The organism is Mesoplasma sp. JKS002658 (assembly GCF_023566355.1).
Taxonomy (GTDB): Bacteria; Bacillota_I; Bacilli_A; order Mycoplasmatales; family Mycoplasmataceae; genus Edwardiiplasma; species Edwardiiplasma whartonense.
Genome location: NZ_JAKNSW010000001.1, coordinates 38,289 through 64,258 on the forward strand (window position 1 = coordinate 38,289; position 25,970 = coordinate 64,258).

General features: G+C 32.7%; 23 protein-coding genes, 1 other RNA gene and 1 riboswitch. Of the genes, 22 read left to right on the plus strand and 2 right to left on the minus strand.

The genetic code is table 4. From position 1 onward, the window contains the following. Positions 1-17: 17 nt before the first annotated feature. The 5 genes from LD125_RS00170 (at position 18) to LD125_RS00190 (ending at position 4,754) form a co-directional block, all read left to right on the plus strand. Complete coding sequence (locus LD125_RS00170) at positions 18-719, plus strand: folate family ECF transporter S component (RefSeq protein ID WP_250136563.1); 702 nt, start codon at positions 18-20, stop codon at positions 717-719. An 89-nt stretch (positions 720-808) separates the two neighbouring features. Continuing rightward, on the plus strand, positions 809-1,774 hold the full coding sequence (gene hprK, locus LD125_RS00175) for an HPr(Ser) kinase/phosphatase (protein ID WP_250136562.1): 966 nt from the start codon (positions 809-811) through the stop codon (positions 1,772-1,774). Next, positions 1,752-3,356, plus strand: coding sequence for a prolipoprotein diacylglyceryl transferase family protein (locus tag LD125_RS03830; protein ID WP_250137676.1), 1,605 nt, complete (start codon positions 1,752-1,754; stop codon positions 3,354-3,356). The genes hprK and LD125_RS03830 overlap by 23 nt, the downstream gene beginning before the upstream one ends. Then, positions 3,340-4,293, plus strand: coding sequence for an NAD(P)/FAD-dependent oxidoreductase (locus LD125_RS00185; RefSeq protein ID WP_284069348.1), 954 nt, complete (start codon positions 3,340-3,342; stop codon positions 4,291-4,293). Before LD125_RS03830 ends, LD125_RS00185 begins: the two co-directional genes overlap by 17 nt. Before the next feature lie 158 nt (positions 4,294-4,451). Further along, positions 4,452-4,754: a hypothetical protein gene (locus LD125_RS00190; RefSeq protein WP_250136560.1), complete on the plus strand. Its 303-nt coding sequence runs from the start codon at positions 4,452-4,454 to the stop codon at positions 4,752-4,754. A 233-nt stretch (positions 4,755-4,987) separates the two neighbouring features. Here the strand turns inward: LD125_RS00190 and LD125_RS00195 are convergent, their stop codons facing one another. After that, on the minus strand, positions 4,988-5,320 hold the full coding sequence (locus LD125_RS00195) for a hypothetical protein (protein ID WP_250136559.1): 333 nt from the start codon (positions 5,318-5,320) through the stop codon (positions 4,988-4,990). 105 nt (positions 5,321-5,425) lie between these two features. On the opposite strand from LD125_RS00195, the gene LD125_RS00200 reads away from it, so the two are divergent. The 17 genes from LD125_RS00200 to LD125_RS00280 all read left to right on the plus strand — a co-directional run bounded on the left by LD125_RS00200 (position 5,426) and on the right by LD125_RS00280 (position 25,426). Next, on the plus strand, positions 5,426-6,871 hold the full coding sequence (locus LD125_RS00200) for a prolipoprotein diacylglyceryl transferase family protein (protein ID WP_250137675.1): 1,446 nt from the start codon (positions 5,426-5,428) through the stop codon (positions 6,869-6,871). An 11-nt stretch (positions 6,872-6,882) separates the two neighbouring features. Continuing rightward, positions 6,883-7,824, plus strand: a complete 942-nt coding sequence (gene whiA / locus LD125_RS00205; protein WP_250136557.1) for a DNA-binding protein WhiA — start codon at positions 6,883-6,885, stop codon at positions 7,822-7,824. Between the two features lie 70 nt (positions 7,825-7,894). Beyond that, positions 7,895-8,125, plus strand: a complete 231-nt coding sequence (locus LD125_RS00210; protein WP_250136556.1) for a helix-turn-helix domain-containing protein — start codon at positions 7,895-7,897, stop codon at positions 8,123-8,125. A gap of 148 nt (positions 8,126-8,273) precedes the next feature. After that, entirely contained in the window at positions 8,274-8,567 is a 294-nt protein-coding gene (gene secG / locus LD125_RS00215) for a preprotein translocase subunit SecG (RefSeq protein ID WP_250136555.1), read from the plus strand. A 44-nt stretch (positions 8,568-8,611) separates the two neighbouring features. After that, a complete protein-coding gene (rnr, locus tag LD125_RS00220; protein ID WP_250137674.1) occupies positions 8,612-10,753 on the plus strand; it encodes a ribonuclease R in 2,142 nt (713 codons plus the stop codon). Positions 10,754-10,767: 14 nt separating this feature from the next. Further along, positions 10,768-11,220 (plus strand): SsrA-binding protein SmpB, encoded by a 453-nt coding sequence (smpB, locus tag LD125_RS00225; RefSeq protein ID WP_250137673.1) that lies wholly within the window; start codon positions 10,768-10,770, stop codon positions 11,218-11,220. 43 nt (positions 11,221-11,263) lie between these two features. Further along, positions 11,264-12,370: a hypothetical protein gene (locus LD125_RS00230; protein WP_250137672.1), complete on the plus strand. Its 1,107-nt coding sequence runs from the start codon at positions 11,264-11,266 to the stop codon at positions 12,368-12,370. 29 nt (positions 12,371-12,399) lie between these two features. Continuing rightward, complete coding sequence (locus tag LD125_RS00235; RefSeq protein ID WP_250137671.1) at positions 12,400-12,771, plus strand: ASCH domain-containing protein; 372 nt, start codon at positions 12,400-12,402, stop codon at positions 12,769-12,771. An 87-nt stretch (positions 12,772-12,858) separates the two neighbouring features. After that, positions 12,859-13,272: a transfer-messenger RNA gene (ssrA, locus tag LD125_RS00240) on the plus strand. A 105-nt stretch (positions 13,273-13,377) separates the two neighbouring features. After that, positions 13,378-14,799 carry a magnesium transporter gene (gene mgtE / locus LD125_RS00245; protein WP_250137670.1) on the plus strand — a complete coding sequence of 474 codons (1,422 nt, stop codon included), beginning with the start codon at positions 13,378-13,380 and terminating at the stop codon, positions 14,797-14,799. Between the two features lie 19 nt (positions 14,800-14,818). Beyond that, positions 14,819-15,481: a tRNA (guanosine(46)-N7)-methyltransferase TrmB gene (trmB, locus tag LD125_RS00250; RefSeq protein ID WP_250137669.1), complete on the plus strand. Its 663-nt coding sequence runs from the start codon at positions 14,819-14,821 to the stop codon at positions 15,479-15,481. 275 nt (positions 15,482-15,756) lie between these two features. Continuing rightward, positions 15,757-15,820, plus strand: a riboswitch (nucleoside riboswitch). Positions 15,821-15,944: 124 nt separating this feature from the next. Continuing rightward, on the plus strand, positions 15,945-17,351 hold the full coding sequence (locus LD125_RS00255) for a hypothetical protein (protein WP_250137668.1): 1,407 nt from the start codon (positions 15,945-15,947) through the stop codon (positions 17,349-17,351). Between the two features lie 196 nt (positions 17,352-17,547). Further along, a complete protein-coding gene (locus tag LD125_RS00260; protein WP_250137667.1) occupies positions 17,548-18,903 on the plus strand; it encodes a BMP family ABC transporter substrate-binding protein in 1,356 nt (451 codons plus the stop codon). Positions 18,904-18,945: 42 nt separating this feature from the next. Next, a complete protein-coding gene (locus LD125_RS03835; protein WP_250137666.1) occupies positions 18,946-20,502 on the plus strand; it encodes an ABC transporter ATP-binding protein in 1,557 nt (518 codons plus the stop codon). Next, positions 20,495-23,140: an ABC transporter permease gene (locus tag LD125_RS03840; RefSeq protein ID WP_250137665.1), complete on the plus strand. Its 2,646-nt coding sequence runs from the start codon at positions 20,495-20,497 to the stop codon at positions 23,138-23,140. The genes LD125_RS03835 and LD125_RS03840 overlap by 8 nt, the downstream gene beginning before the upstream one ends. Before the next feature lie 3 nt (positions 23,141-23,143). Continuing rightward, a complete protein-coding gene (locus tag LD125_RS00275; protein WP_250136546.1) occupies positions 23,144-24,064 on the plus strand; it encodes an ABC transporter permease in 921 nt (306 codons plus the stop codon). Positions 24,065-24,331: 267 nt separating this feature from the next. After that, positions 24,332-25,426, plus strand: a complete 1,095-nt coding sequence (locus LD125_RS00280) for a hypothetical protein (RefSeq protein ID WP_250137316.1) — start codon at positions 24,332-24,334, stop codon at positions 25,424-25,426. Between the two features lie 7 nt (positions 25,427-25,433). Here the strand turns inward: LD125_RS00280 and LD125_RS00285 are convergent, their stop codons facing one another. After that, positions 25,434-25,955, minus strand: coding sequence for a hypothetical protein (locus LD125_RS00285; protein WP_250136544.1), 522 nt, complete (start codon positions 25,953-25,955; stop codon positions 25,434-25,436). Between the last annotated feature and the right edge of the window lie 15 nt (positions 25,956-25,970).

A 25,970-nucleotide genomic window follows, 5' to 3' on the forward strand; every position in this document is an offset into this window, starting at 1 on the left:
ATCACAACTTGTATTTATTGACTACGTTGATTTTTTTAGGAACATTTCTTGGTTTATTAGCAGGATGTTATCTACTTCAACGTTGAGAGTTAAGAAAAACTTATCAGACTAAAAACATTACCTTAATGGCTTTTTTAATTGCTTTAAGTGTTTTGTTAACCAATTTGTTGAGTTATTCTTTCTTAGTAGTTGGAACAACGATTCGGTTAGCTTTGGGTAACTTCCTTTTATTTACTACGGGAATGATTTTTGGCCCGTTCACAGGAATGATTTCAGGGTTATTAAGTGACACTTTAGGAACGTTAATTAATAATGGTGGAGTTTATCATTTTGGCTTTGCTTTTGCTAAATCTTTGTTTGGTTTAAGCGGAGGACTTGTGTTTCTTTACAAAAATAATAAGTGGTTATTTTTGAAAATCATTAGTTATTTTAGTCTAAATTTCCTGATTTATAGTTTTGTAATTTCCCCATTAAGTGTTGCTAGTTTATATAATAGTTACTCACTTGCGATCTTAATGGGAGTTGGAAAGTTACTTCGTTTTCCGATTGAAATTGGTATCTATCTTCCTCTGGTTTTTCTTTCTTTTAATCTGTTAAGTTTTTTATTATGAAGAGTTCGAGGAAAACAAAAGAAAAACAAATTATGGTGCTTTAGGAACGGAAGGGTTATCTTGAAAAAAACTTCAAAGTTACCTAAACAAAAAAATCTGGTGCTTTAAAGAGGGTAAAAAAAGAAGAATTAGACAAAAATGCAGCAGAAGAAGTGATTTAAATTATAATTAAACTATGAAGGTGATTGGAGTTAAGTATGCCTGAAAAATTAACGTTAAAAAAGATTTGTGATCAATTTGGAATGGAAGTTTTAGCAGGTGATGATAAACTTGAAACCAAAACTGTTAATGTTTATGGGTTAAATCGCGCTGGGTTAGAATTAACAGGATTTTTTGTTCCTGTTCCTAATAGTAATAATGCGCGCAGAATGCTCCTCCTTTCGTCTAAAGAGGCAGCTTATATTCAACAATTAGATGAAGCAACGCGTGCAGAACGTTATGAAAAGTTGATGCTTGATAGTGTTCCAGGGATTATTGTGACCCAAAAATTTAGTGATTTAATTACAATTACCAAGGTTGCTAAAGCTAAAAACTTTCCGTTATTGAAGGTAGAAACCGAATCTACTTCTGAATTGACCCAAAAAGTTCTTGATTACTTTGATAATTTTTTTGCTCCTCAACTTGAAGAACACGGTTCGTTAGTTAATATTTATGGTCAAGGAGTATTGATTATTGGGAAGTCAGGAATTGGGAAGTCAGAAATGGTGATTGAATTAATTAAAAATAACCATTTGTTTGTTGGTGATGACCGAATTATTATTACTAATAAATCTTCAGTGTTGTATGGGCGTTCTCATCCTATTTTAAAGAACTTAATTGAAGTTCGTGGAATCGGAATTATGGATATGTCTAAAACTAATGGTTATCAGGCAATTATGGATACCACCACAATTGATTTGGTTGTAGAACTCTTTTCTTTTGAACAAAATAAACTTGATGATTCTGAACGTTTGGATGCTCATTATCAAACCAAAGATATCTTGGGTGTAGAGGTTCCTTTTATTAGGATTCCAGTTTCTTCAGGACGAAATATTTCAACAATTGTTGAAGCAGCAGTTGGTCAGTTAAAACTAGTTAAGTCAGGAAATGCTGAAGATATTGTCCAAGTAATGGATGACCGAATTAACCAAGAGCAGGGAAATGAAGGTCGTGAAAATAACTAGTAGTTTTTTTAGTCAAAGTCAGGATTTAATTAATTGAATTAGTCTTCATGGTGATCCAAGTAATGTCAGAAACTTAAATGGAGTGATACCAGCCTATCCTATTTTTATGTTCATTGGAATTATCCTAGTAATCGTGGCTTCGATTATTAAAATGAAAACAAAACGCATTCCGTTAAGAGAGTTAGAATTGGCGATTGTGATTACTGTTCCTTTGGGAATTTTGGGAGCAACGATTTTTGGTAAGGCTTTTATTCCTGGATTAGTGTGGTATCACGTGTTTTTCTTTTGAGAACCAGGAATGAGTTTATTTGGTGCGTTAGGATTAGGAGTTGCTGCTGGTTTTGTCTGGTTTTATCGTCGGTCAAAAGTGACGATGATTTCAGTATGAGTATATGCTGATTGTATTTTACCAAATATCCTTTTAGGTCAAATTATTGGTCGGTGAGGAAACATGTATAACCACGAAATTTTAGGACAAGTAGTTAGTTATGAATCGTTAGGATGATTGATAGGTTCAATTCGAGACCAGTTATTTTACTTTCCTAGTGAATTAGCAACTTTGGCTTTACCTAACGGGTGAGGTGAAATTGTAGCTAATCATGGTTCTAATCTTGATGAAGCTATCCAAGCATTGATTGATGCAGGACTCCCTTCTGATCAAGGTGAAACAATGAAAAATCTTTTAACCCAACCCTTGCAATATCGTGAACCATTATTTTTGTATGAATCATTAAGTAATAGTTGCTTATGATTAATTCTTACTTTTATTGTTCCTAACCTTTCGCGCTGGTTCCAACCCCCCCTTAAGTATCCTTGAGATGTTGAACCAAAAGCATATCCAGGATGATATAACAAAAAATATAAACATTTGCCTGAAAGCGAAATTAGTAGCATGAACAGTCAAAAACCGATAAAATATCAGCGAGTACTGGTTGGTGACGATCAAACACCAGAACTCAAACTTTCGTTCTTTAATGCTTGAAACAAAGCTTATTATTGGTATGAGAGTGATGAGGCAGAAACCGAAAAACTCCTTGCTTCTCAAGAGCAACGCAGTGAGAAAATTCAACAAGTTTATCAACGAGTTGAAGGTTTAAGTCAGCAAAAAACTAAACGTCAAAATCAAGCAAAACAGAGGTTTTTAAATCAGTCTCATCAATATGATAAAGGGAATGCGCAATTTAAAAAAGCCAAAACTACTTATCATCAAGAATTAAGAACTAATCGAGTTGAATATCAGAAGGCTAAACAAACCCAATTGGCATCACTTGGTGGTTTTAAGCGTCATTTTGCTGCCAATCCTGATGCAAAGTACTTAGAACAAGTAAATAATCCAAATCACTTCTGAATTTTACGAAGTGGGGTTATTAGTGGTGGTTATCTCTTTGGTTATTTATTAATTCGGATTATTTTAGAAACTCATCGCCAAGCAAGTGAGTTGTTTATTCAAAATACTCCAATTGCTGATTATTTAGTTTTAAGTTTAATTCTTTTTCTAGGAATTGTGTTAATCGTTTTTGCTCAAGGGATTTCCCCTTATAAATGAAGAATGGTAGGTTGATTATATGAAAAATCTTACTAATGAAAATCAAGAAAAAATTTATGATGTAGTTATTGTTGGGGGTGGTCCTGCTGGTTTAACTGCGGCAATCTATGCTGCTAGAGCAGGATTAAAGGTTGTTATTTTAGAAAAAGAAGTTCCTGGAGGAAAAATGGTTAAAACTGCTGAAGTTGAAAACTACCCAGGATTTAATTCAATCCTTGGTCCTGATTTAGCGATGCGGATGTATGAACAGGCCACTAGTTTAGGAGCTGAATTTGAGTATGATGGTGTGCTTCATTTTACTAAACGGGATGATAACTTGTTTGAAGTCCACACTCTTCAACCAAACACTTTTTATACTAAAACCTTAATTATTGCTACAGGAACCTTAGAAAACAAGTTAGGCATTCCTGGTGAAGACCGCTTATATGGTAAAGGTGTCAGTTATTGTGCGGTGTGTGATGGTGCTTTTCACAAAGGTGGCGATGTTGCTGTGGTTGGTGGAGGTTACTCTGCTTTAAGTGAAGGAACTTATTTAACTGCTTTTGTCAAAAACTTGTATGTCTTTGTGCGCAAGGATCATTTTAAAGCTGATGAATTTCAAGTTAGTTTATTAAAAGAAAAACCAGGGGTCCACTTTATTATGAATACGGTGGTAGAAGAAATCATTGGTACTGATAAAGTCGAAGCAATAAAAACAAAAAATTTAATCACTGGTGAGGTAAAGGAAGTTAAAGTTCAAGCAGTTTTCCCTTATATTGGTTCAAAACCAATTACTGATTTTATCCATTCTGAACTTAACTTAAAAGATGACCAAGGTTATTTAAAAGTTAATGCGGATATGTCAACAATTATTCCGGGGTTATTTGGTGCTGGAGATGTGCGCGAAGTACCCTTACGTCAGATTGCCATCGCTTCTGGAGACGGAGCGTTAGCGGGACAAATGGCTGTGGAGTACATTCAAAACTTGGGATAAAAAACCAATCTTAGTAAATAAAATTAAACCAAACTAAGTATTTTTAACTTAGTTTGGTTTTTTTTACGTTTTTCGTCAGTTTTAATTGCAAAAGATAAGTTCTTTTTATAAATTTATAGATATAACTAATTATAATAAATCTAAAGGAGGAATGAATAATGTTTACAAAAGAAGAAATCGAACATTTGAAAAACTTAAAAGAAAAAGCTAAAAGAGAAGCTGCCGAAGCAGTTAAAATGGGATTGGAAGCAAAGAAAGCTTGGGAAAATGCTGAGTCTGTGAAGTCTGAAGCAGAATCAGTGAAAGCTGAGTTCGATGCTTTATTAGAAAAAACTGAATTTTCTAACCAATGAAAGAAAAAAGCTGCTTCTGTCGAAACTCACGCAAATGAGATTAAAAAAGTAGTTGAGAAAGATTTTTCAAATCAATTCTCAGAACCAAAAACTGCAAAAACTAAATAAACTAAAAAAAGGAAGATAAAATCTTCCTTTTTTCTTTTGATGATTTCTAAATAACTAACTAATCATTATTGCTTCAATTGTTTGATGAGGGTTCTGATAACATCAATCAGGTTGTTATGATACATCCTTGGTTATGTTTATGTAAGTGCTTTTATTAATATTTTATGTCGTGATGAAATAACAAAAAACCTTATCTTTGAACAATGATAAGGTTTTTTAATATTTTTTAATGCTTAAACTTGAAAATTGTTTGCAGCTTCATCCATTCTGGTGTTAGTAGCATCACTGATTTTTGCTCGTTCATATTGATCAACCTTACCATTAGCAACGATTAATAGAACTCCAGAAATGATACTTAAAAAGAATAAAGCACAAACTCCTAATGTTAAACATTCACTTGGCTCAGCAGCTAAACGTTTTTTATTGATGCTTTTTGTCATTGGAATTGTTCATAACATCGGAAGCAATAACGCTGCTGTAAGCACGGTGCTAAGAATTGCAAACGCATAAGCTATTCCTAATAATGACTGGTAGGCACTAAGATATTTTTCTCGATTTTGGTACATAATAATTCTCCTTTATTTATACTCATTAATATTGTAATTGATTATAACAATACTTTCTAACCAGAGAATCGGTATAATCAATTACAATATTAAGGAGTACTAAAGGTGATTGATTGAACTCAAGGTGATAACTGACAAGATCCAGGAACCTGAACAGTTAGTTCTGATTATGGGGGATGGTTTCATGTCTATGCGTTTACGATGACTCTGGGAATGATTCTTGCAGTTGGTTATAGTGCGTTTAAGTTTTGAAAAAAAGGTATTCCTGTCACTCAATTGGCATGAGGAGTGATTGCGATTATTCCTATGTCGCTATTTGGAGCTTCAATTTTTGGAAAGCTAAACGCTGATGGTCCTGGAGTTAATGCTAATGGAGTTGGATTTTGAGGATTATTTGCCTTTTGACACGCAGGAATGGCTATTCATGGTGGGGTTTATGTTGGAACTTTAACTGGTTTAATTGTTTATGGAATTATGGGTCGTTACACTAAAGTTTCTTTATGAACTTATATGGACTGTATCATTCCCAACATCTTGTTAGGGCAAGGTATTGGGCGGTGAGGAAACTTCTTTAACCACGAAGTGATGGGACCACCAGTGGGATCGGTATCTAGCAACCCACTTTCTTGGTTACCTCATTATATTCAAGTGAATACGCAATGAAGATATACTGGAGCAACTGGTCAAATAATTAACGGAATTAATTTGCAAAATGGTCAAGTTTATCAAATGGCACCAATCTTCTTCTATGAATCAATTGCTTTATTTATTGTTTGGGGTTTAATTACTTTTGTTTTGCCAAATATTGGGAAATGAATTGGCTCTAAACCTTGAAAAAAACTTCCTAAAGAATATCACTTTAATGCTGGGCAAGGATGATTAAACTTTATTATGCCTTGAAAATATTCAGCTAAACAATTGGTTAAACACCCAGAACGAAACCAAAGTTATTTTGTAATTTGAAACCAAGCTTTTTATAAAAAACTTGAAACTGATCAAAAACCAACCTATGAGAAAGAGATTGCTAAAATTAATCATAAGAGCGCTAGTTTAACTTCGCGTCGTTATCATAGTGGAAGAACTTTAATTAAAGCAAACAATCCCCAAAAGTACTGGATTACTAAGGTTGGAGCAGAGGCTGGAGGGTACTTCTTAGCTTGAAATATCATCAGATTTGCTTTAGAGTTGCAACGACCTTACGACCACTTGTTTATCATGTATGAAAAGACATTATCGTTAGTAATTATTATGGTGACAGCAGGACTGGGACTATTAATGATGATTCTTAGTCAAAATGTGATTGCTTGATTCTTCCGTCAACCAAATAAGTTGTATGAAAAAGAATACTTTGAAGCATCTCATCTTGATAAAGCGTACTTTTATTATTTGAGAAAATGATTGAACTTGAACAAAACTTCACAACCAAAGTCAAGAAAGAAGCAAACTAATTCAAGTAAACAAGAACAAATCAAACAGAGAAAAAAAATTTCTAAAGAAGATAAGGCAGCGCAAAAACTTGCTAAAATGCAAAAAAAGAAAACTAATGATTAGGATGTGAATTGATGTCATTTGCTTTAGAAGTTAAAGAAGAAATTGTTTCTCATACTTTCAGTGACGCTCAAGAACAAGCTTTTTTGTGTGGTTTTATTAAATACAACGGTGAGTTGATTTATTCTGATAACTTATTAAAGCTGCACATTAGCACGATTAGTAACAAGATTGCGCGAACTTTATTAACTTTTGTCAAAAAACACTATCAAGGTGAGGTTTTAATTTCAATTACTCAATCTCAAACTTTAAAGAAACAAAAAGTTTATCATTTAACTTTAAATGGTGAAGTGAAAAACTTTTTAATCCAATTAAACATCATTGATACTAGACAAAGTAAGGTTATTGTCCTTGATCAAGAAATTCTTAGTCATTCTGATTTATTACGTTCATATGTGGCGGGAATGTTTGTAGCGATTGGTTCAGTTAATGCGCCCCAGTCTTATTACCATTTGGAGTTAAGATTTCGAGAAAATGCTGATGCGCTTTATTTTCAAAGTTTAATGGACAATCAGGGTTTTAATTTTAAACTGTTAAACCGTAAAAATCAGATTTATCTGACTTATTTAAAGAAAGCATCCTTGATTTCTGATTTTTTGAAATTTATTGATGCAGGATTAAGTGTAATGAAATTTGAAAACGAACGCATTTCACGAGACATGGTTAATAGCATTAACCGAATTTCTAATATTGATATTTCTAACCAAGCAAAGGTGTTAAAAACTGCTGAAGAACAAGTAAAACAAATTACTTACATTAAACAACACCATCAAATGCAAAAGTTAAGCGAGAAAGCAAATGTTTTAGCAAATTTAAGGTTAAGATTTCCTGAATCGTCATATGTGGAGTTAGAGAGTGAGATGCAAAAAAAAGGTTTTGTGATTACTAAGTCTGGGATTGCTAATCTTTTTAAAAACATTGAAAAACTTTATCACGAAATTTATAAAGATGATTAGTAAACAAAAAAGTGTTGTTTCAATTTATTTTAGATATAATTAAATCAGCAAAAAGAAAGGGGTAATAAGGATGACTAAAGAAATAAAAAAAGAAGACATCGTCGGGATTCTTGGTCAAAATATGCGAAACCTCCGAACTAAGGAAAACATTACTCAAGAAGAATTGAGTTTTCGTTCAGGATTACACCGCAATTACATCTCTGATACTGAACGGGGAACTAGAAATATTTCTCTAAAAGCAGTTGAAAAGATTGCTAAGGGATTAAATGTTGAGTTAGCTGAGCTTTTTAAAAAAGGATAATTAACTAATTTTAAAAGACCAAACCATTAAAAAGAGGTTGGTCTTTTTTTGACTAGTAGCATTAATAAAAATTAAAGGCCAGGTTTAATTAAGTACAAAAATATAGTAGAATTACAATTAGTTTTAAAAGGAGAGGAGGGTTATTTCTATGGGCGCATTATTAGCAAGTAATGGGGCAAATTATACGGCAAATCGAATTATTTTAGGGTTTGAAATTGCGATTATGATTGTTGCTGTAGCCATGATTGTAATTGGTTTATTACAGAATAAAAAATCACAAACTGGTTTAAGTGCATTAAATGGTGGAAACGAAGAGTTATTTACCAATTCTAAAGAACGTGGTGCAGATAAGGTCTTTTCAATCTGGATGTTGTCTTTAGGAATAGTTTTCTTTGTCATCACTTTAGTTATATGTATCTTAACAAACACTATTTTAAAGTAGTGTTTTTTACTTTTTAATTACCAGAAGGAGAGTTTAGTATCAGCATGATGGAAACCAAAATTATTAATTTATTAAAGAAACATGAGAAGAAGCTGCCTTTAACGATTTTAGAGCGAAACTTAAAGGCTAATTCAAACGAGCTTTTGAATCTTTTAAAAGAAATGGATGAGCAAAATCTGATTGCTTTAACTCCCGATTTTAATGTTTATTTAATTGATCAAGAACCTTACTTTAAGGGTCATGTTAAAATGCATCCCAAAGGTTTTGGATTTGTGACAAATTTTCACGATTTAGAGGGTGATGATTTTTTTATTCCCCCAGTAAATTTAAATAATGCCATTAGTGGTGATGTTGTTGTTTATCGAATTCAAAAAGATAATTATCAAGAACACGATCCTGCCATTCCACCCCGATTTAAAGCAGGTGTAGCTGAAGTTTCTAGTCGAGAAAAAGAATTTTTGGTTGGAGAATTAAAAAAATCAAGCGATGAAAGGTTTCTTGATTTAATCCCAACTGATCAAAGTTTAAGTTCGTTTCGAGTAGTAATGGTTAACAAAAAAGATTTTCACTTAGATGCAAATTTATTGTTAAAGGCAAAGATTTTACGGAGTGAAGGTCGCAAGTTGTTTGTCAGAATTATTAAAGTTATTGGTAATGCTTTAAAAGCATCAGACCGAATCATTGCGATTGCTGAAGAATTCAACATCAAGATTGATTTTAATAAAAATACTTTAAATGAAGCACAAAAGGTTGCTCTAACTCCTGATAACCAAAGTGAAGAATTGAATAAGAGAACCAAGCAAAGTTTGATTGGTAAAACGATGGTGACAATTGATGGGGTTGACTCTAAGGATTTGGATGATTCAATTGGGGTTGAAAAAATTGATGACCAACATTATCGCTTAACTGTCGCAATTGCTGATGTTGCGCACTATGTTCAACCAAAAACCTTCTTAGACAAAGAGGCGTTAATGCGGGGAAATTCAACTTATTTGGTCGATACTGTGATTCCGATGCTTCCAGAGGTTTTATCTAATGGAGTTTGTTCATTAAACCCAAATGAAAAGAAGTTTGTTCTGGTTTGTGAAATGGTTTTTGACTTAACGGGAAAAATGGTTGAGAAACAAATTTATGAAAGCGTCATGATTTCAGTTGGCCGCTTAAATTACAATCAGGTAAATGAGTATTATGCTACAAAAACGATTAGTGCTAGTAAAGAAGTCCAAACAATGCTAAATCATGCTTTTGAATTGCACCACATTTTAAATAAAGAGCGAATTGCTCGTGGCACAATCAACTTTGAAATTCGTGAACCTAAAGTTATTTTAGATGATAATGCCAATGTTGTGGAGATTAGTTCACGAACAAGTGGAGAAAGTGAAAAGTTGATTGAGAACTTTATGGTAAGTGCCAACGAAGCGGTTGCTACAACAATTTATGAAAAAGAATTACCTTTTATTTACCGAAATCATGGTCGTCCTGAAGCTGAAAAATTATTAGAATGGTATGCTACTTTAATTAACTTTGGAATTGATGTAAAGTTAACTGATAAACAAAAACTTGATCCTAAAAACTTGAATCATACACTAAAGCAAATCGATCAACAGATTACTGATTCTTTAGAAGTAGAACTCTTAAACCTAAGTTTGTTGCGATACATGGACAAAGCAAAGTATGGTTTAATTAACATTGGTCATTTTGGTTTAGCTTCGAAGTGCTACACGCACTTTACTTCGCCAATTCGTCGCTACAGTGATTTAATTGTTCACCGTTATTTGAAACAATATTTAGTTAAACAAGAAACTGATGCTTGAAAATTAGAGCAAAATGCTGCTTTTGTGGAAAAAGCGAGTTTAATCATTAATGATACTGAACAAAGTTCAATTGATACTGAACGTGAAGTGATTAAGGTTTGCATGGTGGAATATATGCAAGATAAAGTGGGTCAAGAATTCATTGGTGTGGTAGTAACAGCTTTAAAGTTTGGTACTTTTATTCAGTTAGAAAATATGGTCGAAGGTTTAGTGCATATTTCTGAATTTCCTCAGGGAACCTCTTATAATGAAAAGAGTCAAAGTTTAATTACTCCCCAAAATAAGATTTACAAGATGGGAGATAAGGTTAAAGTTAAACTAATAAAAGCGGATTTACCAACTCGCAAAATTGATTTCCAGTTTGTTAATTAGAAAAGGTGAAAACAATGGGTATGAAAATTATTGTCACTAATAAAAAGGCACGGTTTAATTACGAAGTGATTGATAGTGTTGAGGCAGGAATTAGTTTAACTGGTAGTGAAGTAAAATCAATTCGCCAAGGTGATGTTTCAATTAATGAAGCGTTTGTTTTAATTCGAAAACAAGAAGTGTTTATTATTAATATGAATATTAAAAGATATGAACATTCTACTAATACCCCTACTAAGTTAGATCCTAGTCGCACTAGAAAATTATTGTTACATAAAACAGAAATTAACCGTTTATTAAAAAGGGTTCAAGAAGAAAAATTAACTCTAGTTCCTGGAAAGTTATATTGAACTAATAATCGGGTTAAATTAGAGGTTATTTTAGGAAAAGGAAAGAAACTTCACGACAAACGTCAAACAATTAAAGAACGCGATTCTCAACGAGAAATTAATAAGGGTTATAAACGATAGGTTAAGTAAAATTAAGATTGATTATGAAAAGAGGTTTGGTGTTATGAATCAATTAATTGGTAAGGAACAACTTCATATTCAAAAGAAGAGATTTAATGAACTCGATATCAATGATTCATTTTTTGATAGTTTGAAGAAAGACTACAATTTTGGGAAAAATGAATTTGAAGTTTGATTTAAAAAGAAAGCTGATGAAATGGCTTTTCTGGCCATTGACGATAACAACAAACTTTATGGTTTTCTCTATTTTAAAATTGAGGATAAAAATGAAGATTATTCTAATTTTTCACCATCTTTACCTCCTAAAAAAAGACTAAAGATTGGAACTTTTAAAGTAGAATCCGAACCAAAAGGTCAAAAGATGGGCGAAAGGTTTTTGGGCTTTGTTTTTGATAATGCTAAAGAATGTAAAGTTGATGAAATTTATGTAACCATTTTTGATGAGAGAGAGTATACGCAAGGACTTATCGCAATTTTTAAACAATGAGGTTTTCTCGAATGAGGAGTTGATAAAAAAACAGGTGAGAAAATTTATATAAAAAATCTAAACAAGTCTTCTTTTGATAGTTCAAAGAATATAAAATGAAATTTTCCAGTTCTAAAGCCAAATCACAATTATTTCTTTTTACCTATAAATCCAGAATTTCACAACGAACTCATTCCAGAACACATAGTTAAATATGAGAAGATTCCTGATTATGACCCCACTAAACCCTATAGAAATGCGCTAGAAAAAGTTTATGTGTCTCGCGCTAAATGAAAATTTAGGCAAAAAAATCCACCAAGTGAAGGTGATTTAATTTTACTTTATAGAATGGGTCGTGGATTAAATGGACAAAAGTATAAATCTGTAGTGACAACTGTTGCAGTAATTTCTGAAATATTTCTTCCATCTGATAAAATTACTTTTTTTGATTTTTGTAAGAATCGTAGTATTTTTGATGAGAAACAGCTGGAAAAATATTGAAAGGAAAAAAACGGAATTAATCTTGCAGTTATTAAGTTCATACCACTTTATAAAATGCCTCATAATGTGGTTTTGAATGAATTATGAGATGTAAATATAATTTCTCCAGGATCAGGACCCCAATCATTTGATGTAGTTTCGAAAGAAAATTTTGATAAAATAATTAAACTATCAAAGAACTAAAAGTTTAGAATAAGGTATAGGTGATTGTTATGTGTAAAATTTTAATTTCAATCAATCCTGAATATGTTGAAAAAATTTTAAGTGGTGAAAAGAAATACGAATTTCGCAAGATTAATCCGAAACGAAAAGTTGATAAACTTATTATTTATGAAACCTATCCTTTAATGAAAGTGGTTGCTGAAGCGGAAGTTAAAACAACACTTTACGATTCTTTAGAAACTATTTGAAACATAACAAAAGAGTTTTCTGGAATTAGCAAAGATTTTTTTGATGATTATTACATTAATAAAGAAAAGGCATTAGCATTTGAATTGATAAAGGTTAAAAAGTTTCCAAATCCTAAAGATTTGAGTGATTACAACATTAAAGTTGCTCCTCAATCTTTCATCTATTTAGACTAATTAACCTGAGTTTTTTGCAATGAGTTTTGCTTGTTAAATACCTAATTTTCGCATAAAATAAGAGTGTGATTTCAATTAGATCATCACGGGGGTGTCCTGGTTTCGACAGGATATCTGTTGTCTATAACAGCAGTGGTCTGGTAAACCTAAAGACTACTAGGTTTGATTAAACGCAAACAAAAAAGAAGAAAAATTTGAAATGCCAGCATTTATGATGACAAACAATCAAGCTGGGGCAGCTTTATTAACTGCTTAATCCAACTTTAATTTAAGTTAAACATTTCTAAGGGTAGTAGTTTTAGTCGGTTAATTATTATCTTTTTACCCAATCGATTCCGAAGTTATGATTGCAATAAATAGCTTTTAAATACCATTGCAAATGATTCTTTAATCCTTTGTTGATTTCAGTTAATTAATCATCAGTTAGGAAAGCAAATAAACTTGTAGACGTTATAGACAAGGGTTTCTTGGACGCGGGTTCAATTCCCGCCATCTCCACCAAATGCTGAATTCAGCACCATCAAGACAAGACATGCACAAGCAAATGATGTCTTGTTTTTTTATTTTTGATAGAATTAACAGAAGTATTAACAAAGGAAAATTTTAATGAAAGAATTGAGCGAACTCACTTTAGAGATCCAAAAAGTTTTACAAACCCGTGATAAAAAAAGAATTAATAAGTTATTTAACACGTACCAAGATGTTGACATTGCTAGTGCTTTAAACCAGTTAGATGATGAAGCTGAGATTATTGCTACTTTTGAATTGATTAATAAGAAATATCAAACTACCTTATTTCCTTATTTAAACTTAGAAACTCAAGAATTATTGGTAAAGAATTTAAATAACAATGATTTAAAGCTTTTAGTTAACAATATTTATAGTGATGACTTGGTTGATTTAATTGATGATTTACACAAAGATGATGTTAAAAAAGTTCTTGATTTAACTAGTGCTGAAAAGCGCTTAGAATTAAACAATATTCTTCAACACGACGAACAAACTGCTGGAGGGATTATGAGTGTTAACTTTTTAAAGTTACCCCAAACTTTGACAGTCTCAGAAGCAATTAAAGCAGTCCAAGCTGTTCATGATAAGGTTGAAAATGTTGATGATTTATTCATTGTTGATGACTTTGAAACTTTGGTAGGACAAATCCAGCTGAAAGACCTACTGTTCAATGATAGTGAAGCTAAGTTGGAAACCATTATGAATACAGCAGTAGTTTCAACAAAAATTGATAAAGACCAAGAAGAAGTTGCTCAAGTTTTTAAACGTTATGATTTGAATAGTTTGCCTGTAGTTACTCTTGATAATAAGTTAGCAGGAGTAATTGCGATTGATGATGTGGTTGATGTAATCGAACGAGAAACTACTGAAGATCTACAACGTTTTGCTGGGATTACACCATTCAACGATGATGATCCTTTCAAACAAAGAATTGGGGGAATGTTTCTTTCTCGTTTAATTTGACTGGGTGGGGGAATGTTGTTTGCCACGATTGTGCAAATTTTATTAGTCGTTTTTTTCAATGACTATGGCTTAAATCTCGCTGATTTAGGAACAGTTAATGATGCTAAGTATGGGGCTATTTATTTGTATGTTCCGTTAGTTTTTGTTTTAATGGGAGTTTGTGGAATTGGTGTGAACCAATCAACAAGTAATGTTGTTCGCGCGTTGTCAATTAATGATGATCATAAAAAACTGCGTCGTTTAGTCTTTAAAGAAATGTTAACTTCTTTAATTGTTAGTGTTGTGATGGTTGTTTTAAATATCTTACGATTAGTAATCTTCTATGCAATTCAATTCAATGACATCAAAAGTCAAGGTTTATGAGATGCGGTTTTAGCCAGCAGTGTGACTTTGATTCTTGGTATTCTTTTAAGTGGATTATTAGGATCGCTATTACCAATTGGGGCTAAAAAACTCAAACGTGATCCTTCATTAGTTTCTTCTCCACTAATGATTGGCATTATTACTATTGTTGTTTGTGCGATTTTCTTTGGTTTAGGACTAGCATTTTACTAAAAAATAGAGAGAGAAAAACATGCGTTTAAGAAATAAAAACTGAACAAAAGATTATTTATTAAATCACCCTCAGCATTTAATTTCTGTGTCAAACGACCAGTTGAAAGTAGGAGATTTTTTTGCTAATCACAACCAATTTTATGCTTTAGAAATTGGTTGTGGTAAGGGTGATTTTTTGATTGCTCAATCTTTAATTCATCCCGACTGAAACTTGGTTGGTTTGGAAAAAGAAAGTACGGTGGTTGGGGTTGCTTTAAAAAAAGCTTTAATTACAAAGCACGAACAACTTGATAATTTAAAGTTTATGAATGGATTTGCAGAAAAACTTCAACAAGTTTTTCTGCCTAACTCTTTTGATTGTCTTTTCTTAAATTTTTCCGATCCTTGACCAAAAGCAAAACACTATAAAAAACGGTTAACTTATCAAACATTTCTTGATGACTATTTTAAAATTTTAAAACCATCAGGAAAAGTTGAGTTAAAAACTGATAATGACCAACTTTATCAGTTTAGTTTAGAACAAATAACTGCACATCCGCAATGGAGAATTGTTTATCAAACTACTGATTTGTATGCTGATGCTAACCAGTTAAAAACTAATGTTCCTACTGAATATGAGAAGAAGTTTCATGCTCAAGGAAAAACGATTAAGAAAATCATTTTCCAACCCCAGTCACTATAAAAATTTTATTGCAAAAAACCAAGAGTTAAAAAGGATCCAAGGCTTCTACTGAAGCCTTGCCAGTCTATTTTGGTGTAAAATAGACTGTCCCAAATTAAAACAGGGAAAATAATTTTTAGTTAACTTTTTTTGTGCTGTGGAAAAATAATTATCACCTTGATAAATAGGGGCTTATTTAAAAAGGTAATAATTCCAGAATGACAAACTTTGTTTTTTACTGTTTTTTTTAAAAACAATTAAGGTTATTATTATTTACATAAAATTGAATATCAAATTCTTATATAGGGTAACACAATGGGTTACTGACTCCACCCCTACCAGAAATCAGGGACTATAAGAACATACTCTAGGTATGTTTAATGAGGATTATTACTTTTGATAATAAATAATCCTCTTTTTTATGGGTCTGCTGATTGAGAATACGTGTTTTCTTTTTTAAAACATACCTGAAGGAGGGTGAATAATGAAAAAAATCCTGCCTTTATTAGGGGGTCTTGTAATTACCAGTATTGCCTCTACAAGCGTTGTTTCTTGTATTGCTCCCCGATATGCTGTGGGTAGTCCGGGACAAAGGGTGGTAGTTTCCACCAGTGGTCGGATTAACGATCATTCTTTCAATCAAGATGCTTATATTGGCATGAAAAACTTTGTTAAATCAGAATACGGATTGGATGGTCAGAACAATTATGTTGAAGCTGCTGATACCTCAAGCACTTCGGTGGTTTCTGCCTATCGTTTAGCAAAACTTAAAAGGGCTGATGCTGTTATTTTACCAGGATTTAATCACATAACTACAATTGCTGCAGCAGCAAAGCTTTTTGGTGAAAAAACTATTGTTTTAGTTGATGGAACACCAGGAAGTACTGACAAACTTTATGATCATGTTATTAGTGTTTTATTTAATTCTCAACTAGGAGGTGTGCAAGCGGCTTTTGATGCTGCGTATTGAGCAACTACTAAGGTTAGGGATGCCCAAGGCAATGAAACAGAAAAAATGCAAGGTGATGCGAGTGGGGATGGAAAAATTACCTTCGGTACTTTTGCTGGAGCTTCAAATAAATATGGAGTTGATAACTACATGTGAGGCTTGTTATTAGGAATGGATCTATTCAATAAGTGATATGGTGAAACTCGTGGTTATGTTCGTCTTGCAAACACTGATGATTATAAAATTGAATCAGTAAAAGTGACCAACACCAGTAGTTACGACTGGTGAACTAATAATTTTGATTTAGGAGGAGCTACCAAATCAGGGATTGTTTCTAAGCTAGTTGATGATCGCAAGGCTGATATCATTTTTCCTGTGGCTGGACCTCAAATTGAAGATGTTTTAAATTATCATCCTCGTAGTAGTAGTTATAAAGGTTTACCTTATGTTATTGGAATTGATGTTGATCAAGCTGAAATTTTTAATGGTTCTGCTTATCACGGGCGCTTTATTACTAGTGCAATTAAAAATGTTCATAGTGCCACAAAAATTGCTTTACAACACGCTCAATCGTTAGTAAATAAACAAGTTGATGGAAGTTATGCTGCCAAAACAAGTGCTGATGAAATGTGGGATGGTACTACTCCTGGACGTTATAAAAACTGGTCAGTTGACCTTTTAGATGATGGTAGTGGTAAGTACAAAATCAGCAAGCATTATTTACGCTTGTTTGATGGAGAAAATGGTGATAACCCTGATGAAGCAGGATCACTACCAGTTGATGCAAGTGATGTGCTAATTAATTTTGTTAATAACGCGTTTGCTGATTTAGGAACTACAGCAATTGATTATTTGAACGGAAAAATTATTACTAAGTTAGCTCAAGAGATTATCGATAGAGCTAGAAACGAAGAATTTAGACTAATTTATGATGAAAAATAATTTAGTAATAAATTAAAACCTCATGTTAAAATTAAATATATAAAATAAAGGAAATTCTTATATAAGATATCAGAACGGGATATTGTTTCTACCTCTAACCTATTAGAGACTATGAGAATTTAGTAGTTAAAAATAACTTCTGATTCTTATCTGAAACATTCCACTTTTGTTTGAATCTTGGCAAGAGGGAAATGGTGTGAAAAAAACTTTAGGCATTTTGTCATCAATTGGTGTGATTGGCATTAGTACTACAAGTGTAATTGGATGTATTGCTCCTAAATATGCTAGTGGTGTTGAGGGCCAACGAGTGGTTTTAGTTACTGAAAGTGGTAAAGTCGACGATCACGCTTTCAATGAAGACGCTTACAAAGGAATGAATACCTATTTAATGTACAATTATAACCTGATTGGGAAAAATAATTATGTTGAGTCAGTCGACGCTTCTTACACTTCCCTGGTTTCAGGTTACCGTTTAGCAAAACTTAAAAAAGCTGATGCGTTGGTTTTGTCAGGATTTGCTCATATCCCTACTTTAAGTGAAGCTACCAAGTTGTTTAAAAATCAATCTGTAATTCTGATTGATGGAAAAGCAGACTATGATAATCCTGAATATCAAAATGTGATTAGTATTGTTTTTAATTCCCAAATTGCAAGTATGCAAGCAGTTTTTGATGCTGCTTATTGAGCAACTACCAAGGTTAAGGATGCTCAAGGCAATGAAACAGAAAAAATGCAAGGTGATGTTAATGGGGATGGAAAAATTACTTTTGGTACTTTTGGAGGAACCTCGTTTAAGTATGCAGTAGATAACTATATGTGGGGGGCATTCTTGGGAGTTGAACTTTTCAATCAGTATTATGCCACTACCTCTGAATCATACCGAAAAATTTATTTAGCCAATACTTCCACTCATCAAGTGGGTGATTTGAAAATTACTTCTTCATCCGATGCTGCTTATTACAGCGGTAATTTTCAATTAGGAGGGGCTACTAAATCAGGTATTGTTGATAAGTTAATTGGTCAAGAAAAATCAGACTTAATTTTTCCGATTGCTGGGCCTCAAATTCAAGATGTTTTAAACTATATTCCTCGTGGGTTTAATGGTCGACCTTACATTATTGGGGTGGATGGAGATCAAGCGACTGCTTATGATAGTGATGCTGTTCACGGACGTTTTATTACTAGTGCAATTAAAAATATTAGTAGTGCCACACAAGCTGCCTTACAACATTCTTCTTCTTTAAAAGATAGGAGCGGGAATGCTTGAACTGACGTGTGGGATGGTCTTTCTCCAACTCCAGCTTTGAATTGGTCCGTGGATTTGGTTGATGATGGTAGTGGGAAATATCAACTTAAAACCCATAAGTTATTCTTATATGATGAAGAAAAACAAGACGATGCACCAGATGCTACCAATGTCTTAATTAATTACGTCAATGCTGCTTTTGAAAAAACCAGCATGGAGATTAGTAGTTATATGGACGGGGCTTTAATTCAGAAGATTGCTGAGGAAATTGTTGCAAAAAAGTTAATCGCGGTGAAATTAAGTTAGTCAATGATAATTAATGACTCTGAGCAAAGAAAGGAAAAAACAATGAGTGAATATGCTGTAGAAATGCTTGATATTACCAAAACGTTTAACAACGGAATGATTGTTGCAAATGATCATTTAACTTTAAGGGTAAAAAAGAATGACATTCATGCTTTGGTTGGTGAAAACGGGGCTGGTAAATCAACGTTGATGAGTATTTTATTTGGGATGTACCAACCAGATAGTGGTGAAATTAAAATTAATGGTGAACCAGTAATTATTACTGATCCGATTAAAGCGAATCAATACAAAATTGGGATGGTTCACCAACACTTTAAGTTAGTGCAGGTGATGAAGGTGTGAGAAAACATCGCGCTGGGAGTAGAAGAAACTAGTTTAAAAATCTTTACCAACCAAGCGAAGATTAAACACCAAATTACTAACATTATGGATCAATATGGTTTACACGTTGACTTGAACGCTAAGATTGAAGATATTTCTGTGGGGATGCAACAACGCGTAGAGATTTTAAAGATTCTTTATCGTAATGCTGATATTTTGGTCTTTGATGAACCAACAGCAGTGCTAACTCCTAAAGAAATCGATAATTTATTAATGATTATGAAGAACTTACAAGCTAAAGGGAAGACGATTATTTTTATTACTCACAAACTTGAAGAGATTAAAAAGGTTGCTACGAAAGCGACAGTTATTCGTCTTGGTAAAAACGTCCGAGAATTTGATGTTAAAGAGATCAAAGGCAACGTGCTTGGTGAAGCTATGGTAGGAAGAAAACTTGTTAAAGTTAAAAACAAAGATCATACTCATGGCAAGAAAAAAGTTTTTGAAGTAATTAATTTAACTGTCAAAAAGGAAAGCGATCACCGTTTAAATGCTGTAGAGAACTTAAGTTTAACAATTCATGAAGGAGAAATTCTTGCAGTTGCAGGAGTAGAAGGAAACGGACAAAAAGAACTAATTGAAGCTGTTACTGGTTTACTTAAACCATCAAGTGGAGGAATTGTCTTTAAAGGGGTTAATATCAATAACACTTCGATTAAAAAGCGTTATGAAATGGGAATGAGTCATATTCCTGAAGACCGCCATAAGTACGGAATGATCATGGATTTTAACGTTTTAGACAATATTGTCTTACAAAGTATTGATAAGAAACCGTTCACAACTTTAAAAATGATTAATCAAAACGAAGTGGAAAAATATGGTGAACAAATTATTCACCAGTATGATGTGCGCGGTAGTCGCAACGGAAAAGCATTATCACGAAGTCTGTCAGGAGGGAACCAACAAAAGTTTGTGGTTGGAAGAGAAATTAATCGGGCTCATGACTTACTAGTAGTGGTTCAACCAACTCGTGGATTAGATATTGGCGCAATTGAATATATCCACAGTCAAATCTTAGCAGAAAAAGCGCAGAATAAAGCGGTGTTACTAGTATCTTATGAACTTAGTGAAGTCATGAGTTTAGCTGATAACATTGCAGTGATTAATGATGGTCGGATTATTAAAACTTTGAGTGCTAATAAAGTTAAACGAGCAGAGATTGGGGCATTAATGGGTGGTAGCACCTTAACTCAGAAAGGGGTTAATCTTCATGAATAAATGAAATTTATTCAACTGAAAACTACAGCGAAAAACTCGTGATGTATTTTCTTCTTATGAAACTCGTGAGAAGTTTAAATATATTAAGGGATCAGTTTTTGCAATTGTTTTAGGTTTAATTATTGCTGGGATTATTATTGCTGCTCAAAACGTCAATCCCTTTGTCTATTTAAGAGAATTATTTAATGTTTCTTTTAGTAGCTTATTTGTTGAACAAACATTCCAATGATTGGCAATTTATATTGTTGTTGGTTTAGCAGTTGGGCTTGGTTTCAAATCCGGGATCTTTAATATTGGGGTCTCTGGACAGATGTTATTAGGGGCAGGAATCTCAATTATTTATTATCGTTTAGCAGTTGGTGATAATCACGCGATGCATGCTGGTGATATTATTGTTGTTTTCTTGATTTGTCTGTTTTCAGGAGCATTCTTAGCAGGAATTGCTGGTGCTCTAAAAGCTTTATTCAACATTCACGAAGTTGTAACTACAATTATGTTGAACTGAACAATTTGATACTTGTTAAAATTCTTGTTTACCAAGTATCAAAGTTTGACTGGAGCTGGAATTAGCACGAGTGCTTCAATGCCTTCAGATCAACTAGCAATTAATGGCAGTTCAATCGCCATTCCTTTAATTATTGCCTTTATTTGTTTGGTTTTGGTTGCTTTCTTATTAACCAAAACTGTTTTTGGTTATAAATTAAAAGCGGTTGGTTCCTCACCAAATGCAGCAAAATATGCTGGGTTTAATGTTAAAGCCAAAATTGTTGAATCAATGTTGATTTCTGGGGGATTAGCAGGAATCGCTTCGTTTGTTAACGTGTTAACTTTAAATCCCAACATTTCCTTTACTGTGGACAATCTTCCTGCAATTGGTTATGATGCGATTGCGATTTCTCTAGTAGCCTTTAATAATCCAATCGGAATCTTCTTCACTTCGTTTTTGTGAGGAATTTTACAATCAGGAGGAGCTGGAACTGCATCTTTATTTAACATGTCGAACCAAACCTCAAGTTTAATCTTTGGAATTATTGTTTATTTTGCTGCCATTTCAGTAGTCTTTATTAATTATTATCCAATCTTGAAGTTGAAGATTAATTTAGCTAGTTTTTCTTCGCGTACGACTCGTGAACAAGTTCAAAAGTTATGATCAGAACGTCAAAAGATTATTAAAATTCGTTGAAGTTTGCGTCCTGGTTTAGATGTGCAAAACTACACTCAAGCAATGAAAGAAGAAAAGCGTCTTTTAAAACTTAGTTATCAACAAGGGGTTGAAAAGATTTCTTATCAAGAATACAAAAAACAAGTTCAAGCAATTAATCAGCAAATTCGTGCTTATGTTCGTGATTATAGAAAAAACCTAAGAGAAGTTGATAAAAAACTTGGTCAAGCAATTAAAACTGTGAAAAAAGATAACTACATTCAACGTTTGACCTTAGCAAAACAAGGGATTAAACGTCGCGAACGATTGTTATTAAGAATCAGCGATCAAAACGCCTTGGGACATTTAGAAGAAGTTAAAGCAACTTATATCGGAATCCAAGACTACTTAAAACAAGAAGCGCACAACTATCATCACTGACTAAAAACTCAATTAGAACCAATCAAAGCAGAATATCAACAAAAGGTTTATGAAATTGAAGCTTGATATGAAGGGAAAAGTGGAGATTTAACTCACTACTGAACTTGATTTAACTTATCAATTGAAACTAAGGGAGAAATCAAAAAACAAAAGATTAAGACCAAGAATAAAGTTGAATCGTTAAGAACTGATTATCGTTTGAATAAGAGCGCTATTCGTCGTGACAAAACATTAGGTGGGGCAGAAAAACAACAAGCACTTGCTAAGCTAAAAACAGCAATCACTGATCAAATTATAGCTTTAAGAGAAGCTGGTCAAGCAGTGATTGAACAACAACAAGCACTTGCGGTTAATGCAAAAACTAATTATCAAAAGGCTAAAAATAATGTTCAAGTTAGAGCAAAACTTAAAACGATGCAAAAGAGTTATCTTCACAAGTTGGATAGTGCTAAAGAAACTTATCAAAAAAAGGTCGTTGCTCTTAAAGAAGCGAATGAAACTCGTCGTCACCAGTTTGATAAAACCACTAGTCAGGGTCAAATTGCAGCAATGCAAGGATTTGTTAGCACTTATGATAACTATAAAAATCAGTTAAAAAACCAACAAGTTTATTCAGGAATTTATTTAAATCAACTAGCAGAAAAAATTACTTTAATGTGAGTCGACTTACAAACAATCAATCACGATAGTTTCTTTACTGCTCAAGATACTCGAGTTTCTTTCTATATTAAGAAGCGAATTTATCAATGATTAGCAAAAGAAGAAAAGTGGGTTGAAGAATCAAAGATTGCTTATCATAATCTGGATGAAACTAGAGAAATTAAAGTGGACACAAAGCGAATAATGACCACTTATAAACAGAGTTTGGTGTTATTCAGTGAAGATTATAAAACTGAAAAACAACAAATTATGAACAACAAAGATTTAAACCATCAAACCAAAGGTTTGATGCTAAATGAAAATGAACGAACTTATAGTGAACGTTTACAAACCTATATTTTAGATTTGGAAGCAAAAACCAGAAGCCGAAGTTTTCTTGAAAGTGAGGTGAAATAGCTAATGTTATCCTTTTTAGATTATGCTTTTGCTTTATGTGCAATTTTATTATTAGCAGCACTTTCTGGATATGTCAGTGAACGAAGTGGGGTTGTTAACATCGGTATCGAAGGAATGATGAGTATTGGGGCATTAGTCGTAGCAATGATTGGCTCAGCGGTGAACAAAAGTTCCACTCACAACCTAGATCAACTTTGAGTCGTCTTGGTGGGAGGAATTGTTGCTGCTGTGTTTGCCCTCTTCCACGGGTTTGCCTCAATTACTTTAAAAGCCAATCAGGTAATTTCAGGAACAGCAATTAATATTCTGGCTGCAGGAATCGCATTATTCTTTGCTACTTCAGGATTTTTTGGTTCAAGTGCCACAGATATTTCTACTAACTTTCATTCTTTATATGTTGATGCCAATCATGTTCTTCCAGTTTGATTATTAATCGGTCTAGGAATTGCGGTGTTATTACTAGTTTTCTTTACTTTCACTAAGTTTGGAATGCGCTATAAAATGGTTGGAGAAAATCCTAATGCAGTTGATGCAGCAGGAATTTCAGTAACTAAATATCGTTACCTTGCTGTCTTTTTATCTGGTTTCTTAGCTGGAATTGGTGGAGGAGTGATGATTTGCACCATTGTTGGAGGAGGAACTTTTGGAGGAACCACTTTTGGTTTTGGGTTCTTAGGACTAGCGATTCTAATCTTTGGTCAATGAAATATTCTTTATATTACCATTGGGGTTGTTGCTTTTGGGTTCTTATACACTTTAGGAAACCAATTAGGGACTTTAACCACTAATATATCAATTAAGAATAATGCAGGAATCTTTAGAATTATTCCCTTTGTCTTAACAATTGTTGTCATGGTGATCTTTTCGAAGTGATCACACGCTCCAGCAGCGAACGGGCAGCCTTTTGATAAGGCCCTGCGGTAGTTAAATTAGTTTAAAAGCACTCAAATGAGTGCTTTTTATTTGGATGAATTTTAGTCAAGGTCTGGAATTGTTAGTTAAGAATGAGATAATAAAAACTGTCAAAAGTTCTTAACAAAAAAAGGTTAATAACACCATGATTGATGATTTATTAATTAAGGAAAAGTTGAAATAATCAGCCCTAAAACAAAACTTAGCAAAAGACCATTTTTTGGTCTTTTATTTTTTGTAAAATAAGAAATGAATAAATAGGGAATGGTGATTATAAAAATGGAAATTTTGATTTTAGGGAACGGGTTTGAATGTCAGTATAACCCCAATGTCCGCAATTTTAACCAAAAATTTGTTGAGTTTATTAATGATGAGAATAAAACTAAAGAATTATTAAAAAAGATTAAAAGCTTTTGTGAACATGATCAAAAAATTTATCAAGCGATAGTTACGACGATTCGGAATGAAATTGAATTTAATGAAAATTTTATTTTAGAATCAGAATTACGTGATATTGGGATGCATTTAGCTAATGCTCCAGCTCGAACGCTGGTTGCAAGTGAGAATTTAATTTTTCATTGTTTAAAAAATTTAGTTGGTTTGATTATCAATGAATTCACCACTGATTATCGACAAATTGATCAATATATGGATTTTCGCATGAAAGAATTACCAGACCAAATTTGAACAACAAATTATACCAATTCAGCTCAGGAGGCTTACGAATCTTGAACAGAAGGTTCTCTTTTTCAACCCCTTGATTTGACTAATTCCTACTCCAAAGATTCTTTGAAAAAAGCGAAAGTGATTTATTTACATGGTCAATTTTTATTTCGAACCACATCAACATTTTCACCAACAACAGCTTATCTTGGCGCTTCCCAACTTGGTGATATTTATCAAGCCAATTCTCCTTATTTTAGTGCTAATCAACCAGTTAAAGCAACTCAAAAATCAAGCAAAACTTTTATTGATGATCAAACCTTTCAAAACATTGAAATTAATTTAGCAAAGAAAAACGAAAACCCGTTAAAAAGTGCTATTTCTAAAATTCTTTGGAACCAAAGTGAAGTCATTAAAATTAATATTTTTGGTTTATCGGTAAATAATGATGAAGGATTATTTAAAATTCTCTTAGACGAACTTGAGAAAGCAAACGTTAGTTATGAATTAAATTTCTACTACTATACGCAAACTGATAAAAAGAATTTTGAAGTATTTAAGCATGATTATTTGAATAGTACAAATGATAATAATTCTGTCGTTAATCCTTTTATTCATTATAATTTTGGGAACAATCCTCAAAAAGTTAAAAAACGAATTAACATTTTGCCATCAAAAGAATACAAGGGGTTTAAATTAAAAAAGAAATAGAGTTAAGCTATTTGCTCATCGCTGCGATTAACTTTTGGTCATGATTTAGCAATTGGCAAGTTAACAAATAACTTCCTATAATTAAAATTAAATTACTAGCAATTAAAATTAGAACTGTTCATCAATTATTTTTCGCCGCTTTAATTCAGTTGTTATCATAACCATTTATTGTCGCGGTCAGTTCAACAAAGTAAAGGACAACTAAAAAACTAATGATTATCAAGTAGGTTTGTCAATTGACTTGAAACTTACTGGTTTGTTTGGTTTTCTGATCAATTTCATACTTGTAAGTTACAAATAAAAAGGTAAAACTAACAAAGGTTTTACTGTGATTTAATAATCATGTGATTAACATTATTAACAAGTAATTCAAAACAATCAAAATAGCGAGAGGAACTTTGGTAGTTTTCACATCTAAGTTTTTAATTGTTAAAACAATGATTAACCCAATTAATAATAAAATTAAAGAACTAATCATCACCACAAGATTGGTTCTTTTTAAATGTGGTTTAAATAATTGAAAATCCAAAACTAGCGTCCTTTT